Source organism: Paenibacillus sp. FSL K6-2859 (assembly GCF_038008265.1).
GTDB lineage: Bacteria > Bacillota > Bacilli > Paenibacillales > Paenibacillaceae > Paenibacillus_AQ > Paenibacillus_AQ nitricinens.
Genome location: NZ_JBBOYU010000001.1, coordinates 889,980 through 909,302 on the forward strand (window position 1 = coordinate 889,980; position 19,323 = coordinate 909,302).

Genomic DNA, 19,323 nt, shown 5'->3' on the forward strand with positions numbered 1-19,323 from the left:
GTATGGGGAAGTTGGGGTATAAAAGGAAGGGAAGAGGTAAAACTATGTTCACTAAATAGAACTGGAAGAAATTTTAATGCGGAGGTAAATGATGACACAGAATAAAGGCAATTCACAACGCCAGATTCGAACTTCAATTCTTTGTTTGAGCTGTGCCTGCACTGTCCTATTAAGTGGCTGCTCTAATGCTGCCAATGAAACCACACAAGTAACTCCAACGTCTACAACAGATGCCACTGCACCTGCGCCTACGAACCATGCAACAGAACAACCCAGTGCCTCATCCGGTACAAATACAGAGGGACTTCCGGCGGATGTTAGCGTTCAGCGAGTCATGAAGGAAGTCACTTTAAAGGATGGCTATCATAAAAAGATTGAGCTGCTGACAGACGGCGGCAAGCGGGTTACCATTACGGATCCGAGCCAAAAGATTGTTTTGCAGCAGATTGAATATGAAGGGAAGATTACTACGTCTAATGGTAGACAGGTTACCGTTAAAGTAGAAGGTGGGGGAGAGCAGACCCTAGCCATCCCCGATCATGTAGTGATCGAAGATGAGGACAAGCTTGGATTGATGCCAGGTGTTGATATCGAGTGGACAGTGAATGCAGAGGGGCAAATTGAAAGTGTTGAACTGGAGGATTAAAGAGATACTGAGGTGGCTGGCTAAATGAAATTTCTAATCGTATTTGGCAGTATAGTGGTTCCCGTCGCGATGCTAATGATACAACATAAATGGATAAAGTGGCGTATTGTTTTTAATGTTGCTTCTGTGTTATCTACGCTTATTTTAGGCAATATTTCTGCCCTAGCCATATATGAAATATTAAGAGATAACACGGTATTCATGACCTCGATCCATGCGATTTTTTTGAATCCAATGTTCCTTATAACGGGAGCTTATCTTGGAGTGTATCTGGTCTATCGCTTAATGTTGATGACGTATGAAGAAGTTTATGTATGATTTAATTAAAAATAGGAGTGTCCTCGTGAAGGGACACTCCTATTTATGTTATGCAGCGAAAGCTAAGAAGACTTTCCTACAACGTTTGTTCCACTCTTCGTGATCTTGTACGTAAGGATATCACCATTCCAGAAGTGGAATTTCAGGATAACTTCTCCGTCTTTAACATCTTTAAAGAAGGCTGGTAGCAGCTTGATTTCTTTCGTGTTATAAGAGGGTGAGAAGGTATTGCCGAACTCCTTGAATGGAGTCCAGTCTTGCGGGCCTGCATTGCCACCAGCGGTATAGACAGCTTCCATCGTGGCAAGCTGGTTGCCATTAAAGGTAGTTGGAATGGCAAACGATTCAGTCGTACCTTTGGCATCACTTAATTTGGCAGTGTCATTCACGATGATCTTTAGTCTCCACGCAACACCCTTGTTGAATTTCAGCGTTAACACGGCATTTTCACCGTATTTTTGGGAAGCTGTGAGTTTTTTGAGTTGGCTGGCTTTGAGTGTGAGTTCCTCGCCATTCAAGGTGTAATCTTTTCCCTTTATTAGATACTTCCCATTTGCACTAATCGTGGTTAGCTTATTGCCGTTTAGGTTCAGCTTCACCTTGGTGTCTTTGATCGTTGCACCTTTTTTTAGATAGACCAGATCGCTCTCGGTGCTCGAGGAACGTTCTTTCAGACCAGACATTAATACGTTGTGGAGTTCGGAATCGGACCACTTATACGTTTTGCGGTTGAAATGTTGCCCATTATCCCAGAGCATGGAGGTCATTTTCTTTTCTTTTAAATAATAGGTAAGGTACTCGAAGAATTTCAGCTTCTCGCCTTGTTCAATCACACCTGTATCCTTATCGAAGCCTAGCAGTCCAAACTCACCAACGATAACAGGGATTCCTTTGGCTACGAATGTGTTGTAAACGTTATCAAAAGTTTGGATGATATCGTTTTTTGTATCTTTTTCAAACGTGGTGTAACCAGCGATATTCACACTGAACGGCCAGAAGCCGTAGTAGTGAACGGTCGCGATTATGTTCGGATCGTTAAGAGCTGTAATCGTCTTGTAAAGCTGATCCATTCTAGGTTGGGTAGGAGAAGTCTCTAATGAAGGCAGCACTAGCGGACGGACATCATTCTTTCCACCTGAGTTTCGAACGATCTGATGGAAAGAATTGTTGAGCTCTGTAAGCATCTGTTCCATCTTCACTTCATCCGTACTTCCGCCATCCGTGAAACGAGGTTCATTAATGCTTTCGAACATCAGCTTATCGGATTTATCCTTGAAGCGGTCCGCAATTTGAGTCCATGCTGCGTTATAACGCGCGAGCGTTTCATCATGCTTCTCTTCCATATGACTTACCCATAACCAGGAGTCGTGATGGACGTTAATCATTACATAAAGCTTGGCGTCCAGCGCCCAGCCGACAACTTCTTCGACACGGTTGAGGTAAGCTTGATCAATGGTATAGTTCGGTGCTTCACCTATGTGTGAATCCCAAGTGATGGGAATCCGGATACTTTTGTAGCCTTGTGCGGCGATTTTCTTAATCAGTTCTTGGGTCACACGCGGATTGCCCCAGGAGGTTTCATCCTCACCTGTAGCATCTAGCGTATTGCCAAGGTTCCATCCGGGCTGCATATCGTCTACATAGGATTGGATCTTACTCTTTGGTGCTGGCTTAGCTTGTTGCTCGTCCTTAGTGGCAGCGGCGGCAATGGATGAGAACAAAGAAAGCAGAAGAGCGGTGACAAGGGTCAATGATAAGAAGTGTTTCTGGATTCGAGTAGTCATTGAATTCTCCTTTGTAAGATCATTTTTGAGGATGCTTAAACCGGACCTTCCTTAGTACTTTGGTGCTTAGATGATCATATACACCTCCATTAATTTGTTGTAAACGCTTACCAAATACCCTAACATAGAATAATTTCAACGAGTACCTTACTAATTTGTGGTAAATTCATATATGAATTAGTGATTTGCAGTGATTCCAAAGTTATGGAGGGCAATCCAGTGAGCAGATTTCATTACATAGGCTCGGCTACAGAGCTTCCGTTAGGAGAAAGAGGCAGTGTACTGTCAGCAAAGACATATAATGAAGTGAAAAATTCCCCAGAGTATAAGAATCAAAGAGAGGCTTTACGCCTGCAAGGCATAATTCCTTTGGATGACATCGCAGATCTGTCTCATTTAAGAGATGAGGACTGTCTTGTATACGACTCGGAAGAAGATGCAGCGGGTATTTTTATAGAGGAACTTGGGTATTGGAACGATGAGATTCGCAAGCATTTTCGGAGTCCATATGTATACCGGATTTCACCGAATTGGGGCGGCTTCTCTGTATCCCCTAAGCTAAAAGATACGCTACCAGGATCGTATGATGCCTCACTCAAGTGTTGTCGGGAGTTATTTAGGCTTATGACAGATTATGGGGTATCTGGTGCCGAGTTTGAGCTTTATACTTGTTGGGCTGAGGAAGAAGGGCTCCTACGAAATAAAAAGTATGATCGAATCTTTGATTTGGCCTCTTTGTCACTGGAGGAGGGCTTTGAGCTGAGAGAAAAAGAGTATATTGTGGTTAAAATGATTTGATATTCAATAGGATTATCGCTAACTACTCGTTATACAAAAAACAAATATTGCATGACAAAAGCATCTATATTAGATATGATGGAGCATGAAAAATTAATATTAGCAATAGGTGCCAATTATGAATGTTTCGGAAATGCAATCATAGATTGGTTAAATGGAAAGCGGGTGTGAGTCCCGCGCGGTCCCGCCGCTGTGAAAGAGGAGTCCTTGCAAGGTACCACTGGGAAACTGGGAAGGTAGCAAGGGTGATGATACTTGAGCCAGAATATCTGCCTGTTTCTGATACACCATTAAACTCTACGAGCGATAGAGGGGTGTTTGATATAGTATATGCCTGCTATTATTGCGGTTCACTATCTTAAACCTCTTGACGTTATGTTGAGTGGTTTTTTTGTAGTGCTAAAAATATAAGAAAGTATAAGTTTAGCACCTATACTCTATGTCTTATATTTCTCGCTAAACGCATAACGTCCTTATAAGGACGCCGAGGGCGTTATGCTTGGAAAGTTTATTCTGTTTTTTTATTATAGGAAGAGAAGGGAAGGGTTATGGAAACATGAAGAAAAATAAGTTTTTAGCTTGGTTACTCATTGTAGCTGTATTTATCACGACGTTCTCTACAAGCCTAATCCCGGCTCATGCGAATGAAGTAATTGCCGATAGTGCAGTTGTAACAACAGAGGTTAATCAAGCTCTAGTAGAGCAGATTAATGCGTTAGTACAAGAGCCAGATACAGAGAAGCCTACGATATTAATAGAAGGTATACAAGATAAACAAGAAGTATCCAGTAAAGATTTAAGCTTCAAAGTAGTGGTTACAGACAATGTCTATAAAGACATTATCCCAGTAGTAAAGCTGAACCAAGTCGTTCTGTCAGCTACTAATGGTGAGTACAGAGCCTCTCTTAACCCAGGTAGTAACGTAATCGCAGTAACGGCTGTAGATGGCGCTGGGAACAAAGCAGATAATGTAACCTATCAGGTTACTTATAAAATTACTGCCAAAGAACAGTTAGATAAAAGCTTGGCTTACATCGTTAACACTGTAAAGAATCCGTCATTTGGAACAGGTAGCGGAGAATGGTCGATTCTTTCTCTAGCACGTGCGAACTATAAAGTACCAAGTGGTTATTATGATCTCTATTACAACAATGTAGCTACGAAAATAACATCGATTATCAAAGAGGATGGAAAACTCGACGCCAATAAAAGCACAGAGAATTCCAGAGCAATTCTAGGACTGACCTCTATCGGAAAAGATATCACGAATGTTGCAGGTCATGATCTAAGAAATGCACTCGCTGATTATCAATATATTCAGAAGCAAGGGAACAACGGTCCCATATTTGCTCTGATTGCACTAGATAGTCATGACTACGAAATTCCAGTATTATTCCCTGATCCTGATGAGAAGGGAGTTATATATCAAAGCACAAGAGAAAACCTGGTTCAGTACATCTTAGATAGAGAAGTTAAAAAAGGTGCAGCAGATGCCGGGGGCTGGGCTTTAGGTGTAACCAAAGCAGACGTCGATATGACCGGGATGGCGATGCAAGCACTTGCGCCTTATTACGCAACGAATTCTAATGTAAAAGCTGCCGTGGATCGGGCGATTGCATGGTTATCGAGTGTACAAAATGCTCAAGGTGGATTTACAAGCTGGGGAAGCACAAGCAGTGAGAGCATCGCACAGATTGTTGTTGCCTTAACTGGCGTAGGCGTAGATCCGCACAGTGACCCTAAGTTTATTAAAGAAGGAAATTCACTTATAGATGCTTTACTTAGCTTCTCTGGGCCGGATGGTGGATTCAAGCATATTCTCACCGGAAAAGTAGACGCTATGGCTACGGATCAAGGCACATATGCACTCGTATCCTATGATCGTCTGATCAATAATAGCAACCGTCTCTATGACATGAATGATGTTCAATTAGAGCAGCCGGAAGTACCGACTCCAGATGTAGCCAAGCAGCATTTGGATAAGAGCCTTGCCTATCTTGTTAAAACCGTAACGAATCCGACTTATTTCGGAGAGTGGTCCATTCTTTCTTTAGCACGTGCAAACTACGATGTGCCTAATGATTATTATGATCTCTATTACAACAATATAGCTACGAAAGTAGCAGCCTTAATAAAGGATGGGAAAATCGATACTACTGTAAGTACAGAGTATTCCAGATTGATTTTAGGACTTACCTCTATTGGAAAAGATATCACGAATGTCGCGGGGTATGATCTGAGAAAAACGCTTGCTGATTATCAATACATTCAGAAGCAAGGAAATAATGGTCCTATATTTGCTCTAATTGCGCTAGATAGTCATAACTATGATATTCCAGTAGCGCCAGCAGGTAAAGTTCAAACCACAAGAGAAAACCTGATTCAGTATATTTTAGATAATGAGATTAAAAAAGGTACAGTAGAAGCCGGTGGTTGGGCATTAGGTACGGCGAAAGCCGATGTCGATATGACGGCTATGGCAATACAAGCACTTGCACCTTATTACGCAAAGGATTCTAATGTAAAAGCTGCCGTAGATCGGGCCATTGCATGGTTATCGAGTAATCAAAATAATGATGGTAGTTATACAAGCTGGGGAAGCACAAGCAGTGAAAGCATCTCGCAAGTTATTGTTGCTTTAACTAGCGTAGGTGTTAACCCAGACAATGATGTTAGGTTTATCAAGAATGGCAAGTCCCTTATTGATGCATTACTTGTCTTTGCTGCACCTGATGGTGGATTTAAGCACACCTTAACAGGATCAGTAAATGGAATGGCTACGGACCAAGGCACGTATGCACTTGTGTCCTATGATCGTCTGATCAATCATAGTAACCGTCTCTTTGATATGAATGATGTGAAATTGGAACAACCAGAAGGACCGGGACCTGGGCAACCAGAGGGTCCAAAAGAACTTCCGTTACCGTCTGGTGATCACCCAAAAGTTGATATCCCAATTGACTCTCAAGATTATATTGTTCCAATCAGCACAGGAGATAGCAACAAGGAAATAACGGTAGTTATTCCTAAAAATCAACAATCGAAGGTTAGTGTTAGTTTACCAGATAACAGCGATCTTCCTCAGATTGAAGCTACCAAAGGTGACGTATCTGTAGTCATTCCTAAGGGTGCAAAAGTTACCCGTGGAGATGCCTCAGCAATTGAACTTTTGTCACCTTTAACAGGCACAGAAGCTGCAATAAAAGATAGTCTGAATCAGATTATTTCCCAGGATAAGAAGCTGGAGAGCATTATTCAAGCCTTTTCCATGGGTGGCAGTGCAAGAGTAGAATTTAGTCAATTTATAACATTAACCTTTAAGGACCTTAAAGGAAAAGATGCAGCTTATATTCAAAATGGTACACCTCATGTGATTCAAAAATTTGTAAGTGATGCCTTAGGTTTGGCAAGCGGCAAGTCAGAGTATGCCTACGATAATGGAAATGATTTAATCGTAAAAACCAATCACTTCACTGATTACATTGCTTACACATCCAGTGTAGTTCAGACACCTGGTGGTGACGGTGGTAGTGACAACGGCGAAGGAAATGGCGGTGGCACTGGTGGTGGAGGAACCACTCCATCGAAGCCATATGTAACCCTATCCGTGGATAAGCTTACGATTAAGAAGGGATATGTTGTTCCTTCTGTACAGGTAGAGCTACAATCTGGTGACACAGTGTGGTCTATATTCGAAAGAGTACTAGATAGCCGCGGGATCGACTATAGCTATTCTTGGAACAGTACATTTGGAAGTGTGTATGTTGAATCCATAGCTGGTGATGGAGAATTTGACCATGGTAGCGGTAGTGGATGGATGTATAATGTAAATGGAAAATATCCTAATTATGGTGCATCTTCATATAACCTAAGTGCTGGGGATAGAATTCAGTGGCGTTATACTACGAATTTGGGTGCCGATCTAAATGCACCGATACCAACAGCGAGTCCGACTCCAAAACCAACGCCAAAACCCAGCGGTACTCCTGCTCCGGGTGATGTAACTATTCCGGAAGGTAACGGTAATCCGACAGCAAGTCCATCTCCAACAGCGGCTCCTAATGATATCAAGCAAGTGTATAAAGACGCCGATAAGATCTCATCCTGGGCGTTCTCAGCGATTGAAACAGCTACAGTAAAAGGGTACATCCAAGGTAACAATGGTCAGGTGAATCCGAAGGATTACATTACAAAAGCAGAGTTTACTAAGATCCTAGTTTCTGCATTGGAACTTGATATTAAGAGTGATAAGGGAATTACCTATAAGGATGTAGCTCTGGCAGATTGGTTCTATCCATATGTGAATGCTGCTCATAAAGCAGGATTAATTACAGGCTTTAATAATGAATTTAAGCCAAATGACAAGATTACTCGCGAGCAGATGGCAGCAATCATTGTCAGAGCATTATCAATCCCAGCTACGAAGCCAGGAACAGCGATTAAAGACATCAAAACTGCATCCGCGTGGGCTAAAGCAGATGTGGAAACTATTGTTGCCACTGGACTAATGTTAGGTGATGAAAATCAATTTAAACCTAAAGAGCTTGTAACTAGAGAAATGGCAGCTGTTGTAGCTACTAGAACCCATGATTATAAGAGTGGCGACAAAGCAGTTAGTCCATATATTCAGAACACAGCAGCCTTTTTGCAAAAAACAGTAACAAACCCTGTCATCTCCTCGGTTGGCGGCGATTGGACAGTGTTCGGGCTGGCACGTTCTGGTGTGAAGGTTCCAGATAGTTATTACGCTATGTACTATGCGAATGTAGAAGTAACCCTTAAAGAAAAGGCTGGGAAGCTGCATAGCGTAAAATATACGGAATATGATAGAGTTATTTTGGCATTAACTTCAATCGGCAAAAATATTGATAAAGTGGCGGGTTATAACCTACTGGAGCCGCTCGCTGATTTTGATACTGTAATCAAGCAAGGTATTAATGGACCTGTGTTTGCCTTGATCGCACTGGATAGTAATCATTACGACATTCCAGTGGTTAAGGATGTAAAGACACAGACGACTAGAGAGAAGCTTATTGATTATATTTTAGGCAGAGAGATCAACGGTGGGGGATGGGCACTTGGCAGTAATGCTACTGCGGCCGATCCGGATATCACTGGGATGGTTATTCAAGGCTTAACCCCTTATTACAAAACGAATGCCAAAGTAACGGCTGCTGTAGATCGTGGATTGGCTTGGTTATCCAAAACACAAACAGCAGACGGTGGCTTTGCAAGCTGGGAATCTACGAACTCCGAGAGCATTGCTCAGGTTATTGTAGCTTTAACTGGACTTGGTATAGATCCGCATAAGGATTCCAGATTTATTAAAAATGGCCGTTCAGCGGTAGATGCGTTGCTTGGCTTTGCTGCTGCTGAAGGTGGTTTTTATCACGTGAAGCAGGGTGGAGTAGGCAACGGAGGCGCGAAACCAGGAGAAGTAGATCTTATGGCTACGGATCAAGCGATGTATGCACTGGTTGCTTATGATCGGTTCGTTAAGGGTCAGACGAGTCTTTATGACATGACAGACGTTAAATAGAACTTTATTTAAAGAGATAAGCAAGGGTAGCGTGTATACCCTTGCTTATTATTTAAGGTGGGGAACTTAAGAAATGAACAAGAAAAAATGGCTAACAGCGATACTAATTATTGGTGTGTTGGCGATTGCGTTCTTTTGGGGCGGGAATTATCAGAAGAGCCCGAACAAGGTTGCGAGTAACAATGTTGGGTCACAAGTTGTAGAATCAGCCAATACGGCTTCCAATCAGAATGTTGAAGTAGAGCCTACAGCCTCAAGTGATGCCGAGACAACGGAGATAGCTCCTACAGCTACGCCAGGTGAAACAGCTAAGCCCATTGAAACGGTAAAGCCAACTGAAGAGGTAACGCCAACCGAAACTGCGGGTACAGAGGTTGAAAAGCCGACCGCAACACCTAAACCGGATACACAGGCACAGCCGACCGCAACACCGAAAGCGGCTAAAACGTCCTTGCCGGAAACGAAAGCGACGGCAAAACCAGTAACCAAACCGGATTCAAAAGTAGCGGCAACAGAAGCCAAGCAGGAACCGAAAAAGGATAAATTTCTTACGGATCCAGTACCGAGCGGGAAACCTAAGCCAGTGGAATGGCAAAATGCAACAGTAGATAAGAAGAAGCAATTAACGGCTACCTTGTCCGTCTCGGCGGCTACCATTTTAGATAATATGAACATTTTCAACGAGGATAAGCTTGAAGTATTACCGGCAGATGGTATCATTTATAAAGCGCAGAAGGTAACCTTTTATGAAGGGGAGTCTGTGTTTGATGTGTTGCTAAGAGAGATGAAGAAGAATAAAATCCATATGGAATTCAGTATGACTCCGATCTATAACAGTAATTATATTGAAGGCATAAATAATCTGTATGAATTTGATGCTGGAGAGCTTAGTGGATGGATGTACAAAGTAAATGGCTGGTTCCCTAACTACGGCAGTAGTCGTTATGTGCTTAAGGACGGCGATGTTGTGGAATGGGTGTACACCTGTGATCTAGGTCGAGATGTGGGTGGTTATGTAGCCACAGGAGGAGCTCAGAAATAATGAAGGATAGCTTTTCTACCTTTCATCCGTTTGTGAATTTTTTATATTTTGTCGTGGTATTGCTGTTTAGCATGGTATTCATGCATCCCATATTTCAGGTGATTGCCCTGATCAGTGCAGTGGTTTACTCCTTTATGTTAAAAGGAAAAAAAGCCGTTCGATTTAATCTGCTGTACATGGTTCCTTTTCTACTATTTATGGCGATTATGAACCCTGTTTTTAATCATCAAGGGGTAACGATCTTGTTCTATTTAAACAATGGAAACCCCGTTACGAAGGAATCGATTCTTTATGGCGTAGCAGCGGCGTGCATGTTTGTGACGGTAATCATATGGTTCTCCTGTTATAACGCCGTGATGACCTCTGATAAGTTTATTTATATATTCGGAAAAATACTGCCGGCACTGTCGTTGATTTTTTCGATGGTGCTTCGTTTTGTTCCTAGATATTTAGCGCAAATCAAGGTGATTTCGAATGCTCAAAAATGTATAGGCCGGGATGTCACGCAGGGAAATCTCCTCGCGCGAGCGCGAAATGGGATAACGATCCTATCGATAATGACTACCTGGGCCCTGGAAAATGCGATTGAGACGGCGGATTCTATGAAGTCAAGAGGATATGGATTGCCGGGACGTACAAGCTTTTCGATCTTCCGATTAGATGCCCGGGACAAAGTAGCCCTCTTGATCATGGCAGGCTTAATTGCGATAGTAGCTGTCGGTGCAGCGATGGGTGAGAACACGATGAGATATTATCCGTCGATTAAAGCGAGCGCAATTACACCTTTTAGTATCCTTGTATATATCGCTTATTTTGCGCTATGTATGATCCCTGTGCTCATCAATATGGTGGAGGCAATGAAATGGAAATCTATCGAATCGAAGAACTAAGCTTTGCTTTTCCTGAACAAGAGCAGATGGCTCTTTCGAATGTTAATCTTACGATTGCAAGCGGAGACTTTATTACTGTTTGTGGAAAGTCAGGCTGCGGCAAAAGTACCTTACTAAGACAACTGAAAACAATCCTAACCCCACATGGCAAACGCCAAGGGGTGATTTATTATAAGGGGCAACCTGTAGAGGAGATCGATCAACGGACACAGGCAGCAGAAATCGGTTATGTACTCCAAAGTCCCGACAATCAAATTGTGACGGACAAGGTGTGGCATGAGCTGGCTTTTGGTCTTGAAAGCTTAGGTTATGACAATTCTACGATTCGTTTGCGCGTGGCTGAGATGGCGAGCTTTTTCGGAATTCAGACCTGGTTCCATAAAAGTGTGACTGAGTTATCGGGTGGCCAGAAGCAGTTACTCAATTTAGCTGCGATTATGGCTATGCATCCCTCGGTTCTAATCCTTGATGAGCCTACCTCTCAGCTAGATCCTATCGCGGCTTCCGATTTTTTGGAGACGGTCAAAAAGATTAATCGCGAGCTTGGAACCACCGTTATCATGACCGAGCATCGTCTAGAGGATGTTCTTCCGCTCACAGATCGGCTGATTGTGCTGAATGAGGGCGTTGTGATTGCAGATGATACCCCGCAAAAGGTAGGCGAAGCTTTAAGCAAGCTGAACCATCCAATGTTTCTGTCCATGCCCTCACCCATGCAAATTTACGCAGGCGTAGAGAATGACTTAGCATGGCCTGTTACAGTGAAGGAAGGACGCCAATGGCTGGATGCTTTTCTAGAGGATAAGACACCTGCAACGATGGTAGTAGCTCAGTCAAGCTCGAAAGTGGACGGCCCTGTAGTCATAAAGTTCAAGGATGTATGGTTTAAATATGATAAAAATGGACCGGATATCATCAAAGATTTGTCGTTTGAAGTAAAGCAAGGGCAGTTCTATTGCATTGTTGGTGGGAATGGAACGGGGAAGACATCGACGCTGTCACTTATGAGCGGCATCCTTCAGCCCTATCGAGGGAAGGTTCTAATCGGCGGGAAAAACCCAGCGAAAATAAATGCCAAAGAATTGTTTACTAACCATCTGGGCATCCTTCCGCAAAATCCGCAAACGTTATTTGTGAAAAAAACAGTCGAACTAGATTTATACGAAATGTTATCTCAGCTTCCTTTAACGAAGGAAGAAAAGGTGGCTAAAGTTGAGGCCGTGGTTAAGTTCGCAGAACTGGAACATCTTCTCTCGATGCATCCGTATGATCTTAGCGGGGGAGAACAGCAACGTGCGGCGCTGGCTAAAGTGCTTTTGTTAGAACCGAAGATTCTGCTGCTGGATGAACCGACTAAGGGACTGGATGGACCTTTTAAAGAGAAATTAGCTTTATTTCTACAGAAGCTTAATGCCGAAGGTGTTACCATCGTAATGGTTTCGCATGACGTTGAATTTTGTGCCAAGTACGCCGAGGTCTGCGCGATGTTTTTTGATGGAAGCATCATCACTACGAATGAAGCCCAGAAGTTTTTTGCGGGAAACAGCTTCTATACGACTGCCGCCAATCGGATGGCGCGTCATGTATGGAGCGAGGGAGTTACGATAGAGGGTGTGATTGATTTATGTCAACGAAGCAGGTAACGGGTCGTCGTTTGAGTCGTCGAACTTTATTAGCAGCACTGCTAATTTTTATAGTTATTCCAGCTACAATTTTGTTAGGTATTTTTGTCCTAGACGATCGCAAATATTACTTTATCAGTCTATTGATCGTCCTCTATACGATGATTCCGTTTGCGCTAGTGTTCGAGAATCGGAAGCCTCAGGCGAGGGAACTCATCGTCATAGCGGTGTTAGCAGCCATTGCTGTTGCTGGTCGCGCAGCCTTTTTCATGTTGCCGCAGTTTAAGCCGGTTGTTGCCATTGTCATCATCGCAGGGGTGAGTTTGGGAGCTGAGGCAGGATTTCTGGTCGGTGCTGTTGCGGGCTTTGTCTCCAATTTCTTTTTTGGGCAGGGACCATGGACGCCTTGGCAAATGTTTTGTTTTGGCATCATTGGCTTCCTGGCGGGCATTTTCTTCAAGAAAGGTCTGCTTAAAAAGACCAAACTGTCTCTCTGTATATTCGGAGGGCTAGCGACGTTCTTGGTATATGGCGGCATTATCAATATAGGCTCGCTGATGATGTTCACGTCTGAGTTCTCATGGTCGGCTTTGATGACAACTTATATTTCCGCCTTTTGGTTTGATATGGTGCATGCTATCTCGACGGTGGTGTTCCTCTTTTTCATTGCTAACCCTATGATTGAAAAGTTGGATCGGATAAAAACGAAGTATGGGTTGATTGAGCCTTAGGTTTTGGAATTGGGCATTTGGCGTTTTAAGTGCTGCGCATTGCGCTGGCGGCCGCTCCGCTTTTCCACAATCAGTCCGTTCTCTCCGCTGCCATCAGCGCGAACCCCAAAACACAAACCCAAAACCGAAGGAAGGCTCAAAGAACCCCCCTTCGGTTTTTAGCCGAAGGGGGGCGGCAGTACCTAGTGGCTGGAGCTTTGGCCACTATTAGATATTACAATCAGTTGCAGATCTAGTAGCGATGCTCCTAGATCTAACCTTAAAAAACAGGCGATGCTCCGGTCTACCGGTATCGCCTGTTTTTTGATTCTATGATATTTAAAAGATGTTAGCTTAGTGAGCCTCGTTAGGGTTGCTATTCTTGGCTCTTTCGGCTGGGAGCAGACGGAGAGACGGGTAAACTAACGATAATCGTCGTTCCTTCTCCAACCGCACCATCTATCTCTATCCTTCCCTGATGCAGAGAGACGATTTTTTTAACGATCGCAAGTCCGAGGCCATTGCCATTGTTGTTTCCGTTCCGCGATTTGTCTATTTTATAAAATCTTTGGAATACAGCCTTGAACTCTTCCGGGGACATCCCGATTCCATTATCGCTGATGGTGACGGATACTTCTGCTGCACGACTATCTATACTGATGCGAATATTCCCGCCTTCCGGTGTGAATTTGATGCTGTTGCTGAGCAAATTCATCCATACTTGCTTCAGTTGATCTTCATCACCCTTAATCTTGATCGCTTCCGGCAGTTCAAGGTCGATAACAATGCCTTTGGCTGACCATTGGGGCTCACAGGTCACAACGATGGTTCTAATCTGCTCGTCAAGATTGAAGGGACTTGCGTTGAAGGGATGATGTTCAGAATCCAGGGAAGCGAGCTTCAGTAAATTATCACTTAGCCTCGATAGGCGCTCACTCTCCGCAATGATGATATCAAGATACTCGCTGCGTTCCTCCTCCACGATTAAATCATGGTTCAGTAGCGCCTTGGCAAAGCCGGAAATGGACGTAAGCGGTGTCTGGATTTCATGAGAAACGTTGGATACGAAATCCTGCCTCATCTGTTCCAACTGCTTCAGCTCCCTTGCCATCTCCACATAGCTCTGTGTCAATTCCCCGATTTCATCTATTCGGTTCACTTTAAGCTCCACCTCGAAATCACCCTTGCCCAGCCTTTTGGTCGCATTCGTCAGTGCTTTGATCGGCTCCACCAAATATCTGGCGGCAATAAGAATACATACACTACCCAGTAAAAGCACGAGCAAAAGCACAAATAGCATCATTCGATTGACGATATTTTCGTTCTCAGCAGAATACTGCAAGAACATCGCACGCCACTCCCCGTCTAACATAAAGGGCATCCCGATAAAAATATCCTTATCGTCCGCGGAGGATCGGTAGAGCTTTCCTTGTAGGACTTGTTTGACAGCATCGGGGGGGACCATGACAGCTGGACTACCCTTGAGCCCATAAAAGGTATGTTCCCCGGCATGATTGTACAGGTGGATAGGGTATGCAGATACCTTAACCATACTATTCAGGAACTCGTCCGTATCTTTAGGTTTGGCGTCATCATAGCGGTGAATGATCTCTTTTCCTACTACGATCATTTCATTCTGTCCCTCATAAGTTATTTGTTTCTGAAAGACATACAAACCAATGAAAAAGGAACAGATTAGACTAAAGATAATGATGCCTAGAAACGTGAGAATGACTCGTACATACAACGTCTTGATCATGGCGTAAGGATCAGCCGGTATCCCAGACCGCGGGCCGTTTCGATTTGAAATTGCTCGCCCTTGCCGCTGAATTTCTCCCTCAACCGACTTATGTGCACATCTACAGTCCGGCCGTCTCCTTCATAATTTAATCCCCAGACCTGAAGGATCAACTGTTCTCTTGTGAAGATTTGCCCAGGATGGCTGGCCAGCAGAAACAGCAGCTCAAATTCCTTCAAAGGAATTGTGACTGGTTCTTCACCACGCGTGACCTGAAAAGTTCGGCGGTTGAGAACCACATTGCCCAACTGCACAGACTGGGAAGTAACGACCAGCGAGCGTTTAAGCAAAGCTTTTACTCGCATTACCAGTTCAAGTGGATCAAATGGTTTTGTTAGATAGTCATCCGTACCAAGCTGAAAACCTTTCACTTTGTGTACGGATTCCGCTTTAGCTGTCACCATGAGGAGGGGGATGTTGGCATCCCAGCGCCTGATTTCTCTGCACAGATCCCAACCATTAAGTCCTGGCATCATAATATCTAGAATGACGAGATCGACACGCGAATTCTGTATAATGGACAGAGCTTTGGTACCATCCCTGGCTTCTTTGAGTTCAAAACCTTCTTTTCGCAAAAATAAAGACATTAGCTTTCGGATGTTATCATCATCATCAGCGATAAGTATAGTAGCCACGATTTTCCTCCTCTATTAAGCTTTCATTATATCTGAATTGTTCTTAGCAAGTAATGGTGTTATCCGAACTGCCAACCCAACAGATTCCAATAGTAGAAGAACAGAGTCATTGCCACAGCAGAAAGCGTCACTAACGTATAATGCACCCGCTTGAAAGCTGTCCAGTACTTATTCTTCCAAACCAGTATAGCCGAGATTAACAGAGCTAAAGTCAGACCCACCAAAATGATTGGCATAACTAAACTGAGAGAAAGCGAAAGACTGATACCGCTGTACTTCTGCATCGTGTCCATGGACATAACCACCATGAATATCGTGACGAAAGATAGCAGCGCCCAACCAGCAGTTCCCGTAGACAGTCGGATGGCCCATTTTTCCGGTGGCGTCATCGCCTTGATCTTGCGTCTGGAAAAGATTAGTCCGAGCAATGCAGTGATAAAAATAAACCCAGAGAACCCTAGTACGATAAGCCAAAATTTATTCTGATCCAAGAGAGGCGTACGCTCCAGCGGCATATCTGGTACCATCCCTAAGATCATATGTGTAACCTTACCGGACTCATTCGTGCGGAAGGCAATTTGTTCGGCACCTCCCTCGAGTTGGAACATATTCGGACCGACTTCTCTGTACAATTGTTGTTCACTACCACTTCCCAAGGATAGCTTATTATCCTCAACCGAGACATTCAGCTGAGCGGAAAAATTGAAAAACTTATCAATATCACTGATGTTTCTGCGGGTAAATTGATAGGATCCTGCGAATTTCTGAATAGATTCATCAGAAGCTATGAATTCAGGCTGACTCCCATCAGGAGCAGGGTAGTAGCGGTTGAAAAAGGCTTGGATGAGGTCTGATGCGGAATCACCGCCCTCACCGCCGCTGTAGGATACAAAGATGCCTACATGCTTGGCAGGCACAAGATACAATCCCGTATTAAACATGGGGTCAGAACCACCATGAGTGATCAGCGTGAGCCCATTGATTTGTTTCTCTGCGAACCCAAGATCCACTCCCGGCAGACGTTTATCAAATTGAAACGCCGTTGAATGCATTAGTTCTGCCGTCTCGGGTCTCAGAATCTGCTGGTCACCATAGTTGCCGTTCTGCAGATGGGCGATCATGAAATGCGCCATATCTACTGCTGATACTGTACCCGAGCCGGCAGGACGAAACCCTCCCTCGAAGGTAGGTGTGCCTGGAATAAAACTACCGTTCTCGCTGTTGTACCCGACAACTTTGTTGGGCATGAATGACTCCGGCAAAGGTTCTACTACAGTCGAATATTTCATGTCGAGCGGATCAAAAATATATTTCTTTATATAATCATTGTAAGGAACACCGCTAACTTCCTCTACAATTAGACCTGCGAGTGTAGCACCGTAGTTCGAATAAGAACTTATCTGTCCGGGTGGTCTTACTCGTGACAACATATGCTTATTGAGTGTTTCCGAGATTGACCCCGGCAATTTGGCAGGGTCTGTAGTGATTTGATAACCAACTCCACCTTCTTCGAACCCTGCTGTATGTGTCATCAAATGGCGCATAGTAATCGGCTCAGGATAAGTAGCAGGGATCTTTACTGATTTCAGGTAGGTATTAATATCCGTGTCCAGATTAATTTTACCTTGCTCGACCAGTTGCATTACCGCTGTCCAGGTGAATAGCTTTGTCGTCGAAGCGATTCGAAACATGCTGGTTGTCGGATCAACCGGTGCCGCTTCTTCCAGATTGGAACTGCCATAACCTTTGGCCAAAATAATTTTGTTATCCTTTACGATCGAGATGACCGCTCCCGGAATTTGCAGCCGATTCATATCTTTTTCCATAATGCCATCAACGAAGGTAGTCAGACTAGCGGTATCATCAAGATTGGCGGGTGCTTCAGTCTGAGCTATAGGTAGCACGGTTTGATCCGTCTTGGTCTCGGCCGATGCCTGTTTTCCGGGCAACACCAGACTTGCTCCTAATCCGGCACTAATCACAGCCAATAGGGTTAGAACAGCGATCAGTCTTTTTTTTATAGATGTTAACATTATTATCCTCCGCATCATCAATTATTGGGCTTGGATGATCATCCACCTAACGCTTATAGAGATTATCAGAGTAGTGTGAATGGAACGTTAACAAGACTATAAAAAAACAGACTGCCATCCGCCGCCTTTAACGACAGAGGGTAGTCTATTGTGAAAAAATTAAAATAAACAGCGGTAGTTTTCTATTAGAATCAGGGAACTCTTCTACATATCCCCACTTATCGTTCAGCTACAACTCCTTGTGACGGAACTTCCACAACGGGTCGCCTATGGGTGGACTCAAGGGTGGAAAGGTCCCCATCCAGTGCTTTGAGTCCGGGGAGCAGCAAGGCTGCGCTAGCACAGAGCATTGGAAGCAGTCCGGCGATTATAAAAAGCACAGGTACCCCATAATGCTCGGCAATCGCACCACCGGCAAAAGCACCAAAAGGCTGCAAGCCGCCACCGATCAGAAAGCGAATAGAATTAACCCTTCCTTGCAGATTGCTCGGAACTAGACGTCCATGGAGTGACGAGCTTAAGGAACCGAAGAAGGGAGCTAACGCTCCAGTAGCAAATACGGCGGCGAGAGCAAAAGAAAAATTAGGGAATAACCCCCATAAGGTAGTCACTAAACCTATGGTCCCCAGACTGCCAAGCATGACAAACCGCCTTTTTTTTATCTCCCCGATCATGGAAATCACACTTAGCCCGACTAAGGTTCCCAGCGCCAAAACCGTACTTAGCGTGCCCATCGTTGCCGCATCGCGGTGGAGCACTTCGCGTACAAAAGGCACCATCATCGTCCAGACGGCAATTGAGCTTAAATTACTGATGGAGGCCATGATCATAATCGTAAGCATTGCAGGAAATTGTTTATAGAAGGTAAAGCCCTCGGCTATCTCGCGAACGTAAATAGTGATGGAGAAACGACCTGGGGCTGGAGAAGGTTTTGGTAGATTTTGTAAACATAGCAGGGTAGTTATGGCGGCTACGTAACATAACATGTTGATGCTAAGGGCTGGCAGCGCTCCACTGGCAGCGGTCAACGCTCCAGCTAAGGCAGGTCCCAGTAACACTGCTGCGCTTTTACTGCCATCAATGATAGCAAAAGCCCGCACCAGCTTCCGGCTGTCAGCAACGCCGGGAATAACAGCCATCGCTGTTGGCATGAACAGTGCGGCGCAGGCACCGCTTAGTCCGGCAGCGACAAACAGATGCCACAGCTGCAGCTGACCCGCTAATCCCATGCCAAGTGGCAGGGCTATAGCCAGCAAGCGAATGGCTGCCAAGCAGGCCATAAAACGGACCCGGTGCAGCCGATCAGACAACGGTGAACCGAGCAAGCGCAACAGTAGCTCAGGTATGCCAGAGCTGAGCGCGAGTGCTCCCATCGCTAGCTTAGAACCGGTTAGCTCATAGACGAGCCATTCCATAGCCAGCAAGCCAAAGGCATCCCCAAAAGCGCTTAAAGTAATGGTCGAGAGAAGACCATAATAGCTGCGTTTTATCATAGCTTGGTAGCTCCT

General features: G+C 44.3%; 13 protein-coding genes and 1 riboswitch. Of the genes, 8 read left to right on the forward strand and 5 right to left on the reverse strand.

Annotated features, from left to right (window positions below; translation table 11 throughout):
* Window positions 1–91: 91 nt before the first annotated feature.
* Window positions 92–646, forward strand: a complete 555-nt coding sequence (locus MHB64_RS03900) for a hypothetical protein (protein WP_341133774.1) — start codon at window positions 92–94, stop codon at window positions 644–646.
* Window positions 647–670: 24 nt separating this feature from the next.
* Window positions 671–964: a transposase gene (locus tag MHB64_RS03905; RefSeq protein ID WP_094870025.1), complete on the forward strand. Its 294-nt coding sequence runs from the start codon at window positions 671–673 to the stop codon at window positions 962–964.
* A 62-nt stretch (window positions 965–1,026) separates the two neighbouring features.
* Here MHB64_RS03905 and MHB64_RS03910 read toward each other — a convergent pair whose 3' ends face one another.
* Complete coding sequence (locus MHB64_RS03910) at window positions 1,027–2,748, reverse strand: cellulase family glycosylhydrolase (protein ID WP_094876822.1); 1,722 nt, start codon at window positions 2,746–2,748, stop codon at window positions 1,027–1,029.
* A gap of 219 nt (window positions 2,749–2,967) precedes the next feature.
* On the opposite strand from MHB64_RS03910, the gene MHB64_RS03915 reads away from it, so the two are divergent.
* The 6 genes from MHB64_RS03915 (at window position 2,968) to MHB64_RS03940 (ending at window position 13,370) form a co-directional block, all read left to right on the forward strand.
* Entirely contained in the window at window positions 2,968–3,546 is a 579-nt protein-coding gene (locus MHB64_RS03915) for a hypothetical protein (protein WP_094876823.1), read from the forward strand.
* 90 nt (window positions 3,547–3,636) lie between these two features.
* Window positions 3,637–3,837: riboswitch (cobalamin riboswitch) on the forward strand.
* 265 nt (window positions 3,838–4,102) lie between these two features.
* On the forward strand, window positions 4,103–9,085 hold the full coding sequence (locus MHB64_RS03920; RefSeq protein ID WP_341133775.1) for an S-layer homology domain-containing protein: 4,983 nt from the start codon (window positions 4,103–4,105) through the stop codon (window positions 9,083–9,085).
* Between the two features lie 73 nt (window positions 9,086–9,158).
* The gene (locus MHB64_RS03925) at window positions 9,159–10,127 is read left to right on the forward strand and encodes a DUF4430 domain-containing protein (RefSeq protein ID WP_341133776.1); all 969 of its coding nucleotides are present in this window, start codon (window positions 9,159–9,161) and stop codon (window positions 10,125–10,127) included.
* Window positions 10,127–11,017, forward strand: a complete 891-nt coding sequence (locus MHB64_RS03930) for an energy-coupling factor transporter transmembrane component T (RefSeq protein ID WP_280789064.1) — start codon at window positions 10,127–10,129, stop codon at window positions 11,015–11,017. Before MHB64_RS03925 ends, MHB64_RS03930 begins: the two co-directional genes overlap by 1 nt.
* The gene (locus MHB64_RS03935) at window positions 10,990–12,660 is read left to right on the forward strand and encodes an ABC transporter ATP-binding protein (protein WP_094870030.1); all 1,671 of its coding nucleotides are present in this window, start codon (window positions 10,990–10,992) and stop codon (window positions 12,658–12,660) included. The genes MHB64_RS03930 and MHB64_RS03935 overlap by 28 nt, the downstream gene beginning before the upstream one ends.
* Window positions 12,642–13,370 (forward strand): ECF transporter S component, encoded by a 729-nt coding sequence (locus tag MHB64_RS03940; RefSeq protein ID WP_094870031.1) that lies wholly within the window; start codon window positions 12,642–12,644, stop codon window positions 13,368–13,370. Before MHB64_RS03935 ends, MHB64_RS03940 begins: the two co-directional genes overlap by 19 nt.
* A 355-nt stretch (window positions 13,371–13,725) precedes the next feature.
* Here MHB64_RS03940 and MHB64_RS03945 read toward each other — a convergent pair whose 3' ends face one another.
* The 4 genes from MHB64_RS03945 to MHB64_RS03960 all read right to left on the reverse strand — a co-directional run bounded on the left by MHB64_RS03945 (window position 13,726) and on the right by MHB64_RS03960 (window position 19,308).
* The gene (locus MHB64_RS03945; RefSeq protein ID WP_094870032.1) at window positions 13,726–15,108 is read right to left on the reverse strand and encodes a HAMP domain-containing sensor histidine kinase; all 1,383 of its coding nucleotides are present in this window, start codon (window positions 15,106–15,108) and stop codon (window positions 13,726–13,728) included.
* Complete coding sequence (locus tag MHB64_RS03950) at window positions 15,105–15,782, reverse strand: response regulator transcription factor (RefSeq protein WP_094870033.1); 678 nt, start codon at window positions 15,780–15,782, stop codon at window positions 15,105–15,107. The genes MHB64_RS03945 and MHB64_RS03950 overlap by 4 nt, the downstream gene beginning before the upstream one ends.
* A 59-nt stretch (window positions 15,783–15,841) precedes the next feature.
* On the reverse strand, window positions 15,842–17,815 hold the full coding sequence (locus tag MHB64_RS03955; protein ID WP_341133777.1) for a serine hydrolase domain-containing protein: 1,974 nt from the start codon (window positions 17,813–17,815) through the stop codon (window positions 15,842–15,844).
* Window positions 17,816–18,033: 218 nt separating this feature from the next.
* Complete coding sequence (locus MHB64_RS03960) at window positions 18,034–19,308, reverse strand: MFS transporter (protein WP_094870035.1); 1,275 nt, start codon at window positions 19,306–19,308, stop codon at window positions 18,034–18,036.
* Window positions 19,309–19,323: the final 15 nt, after the last annotated feature.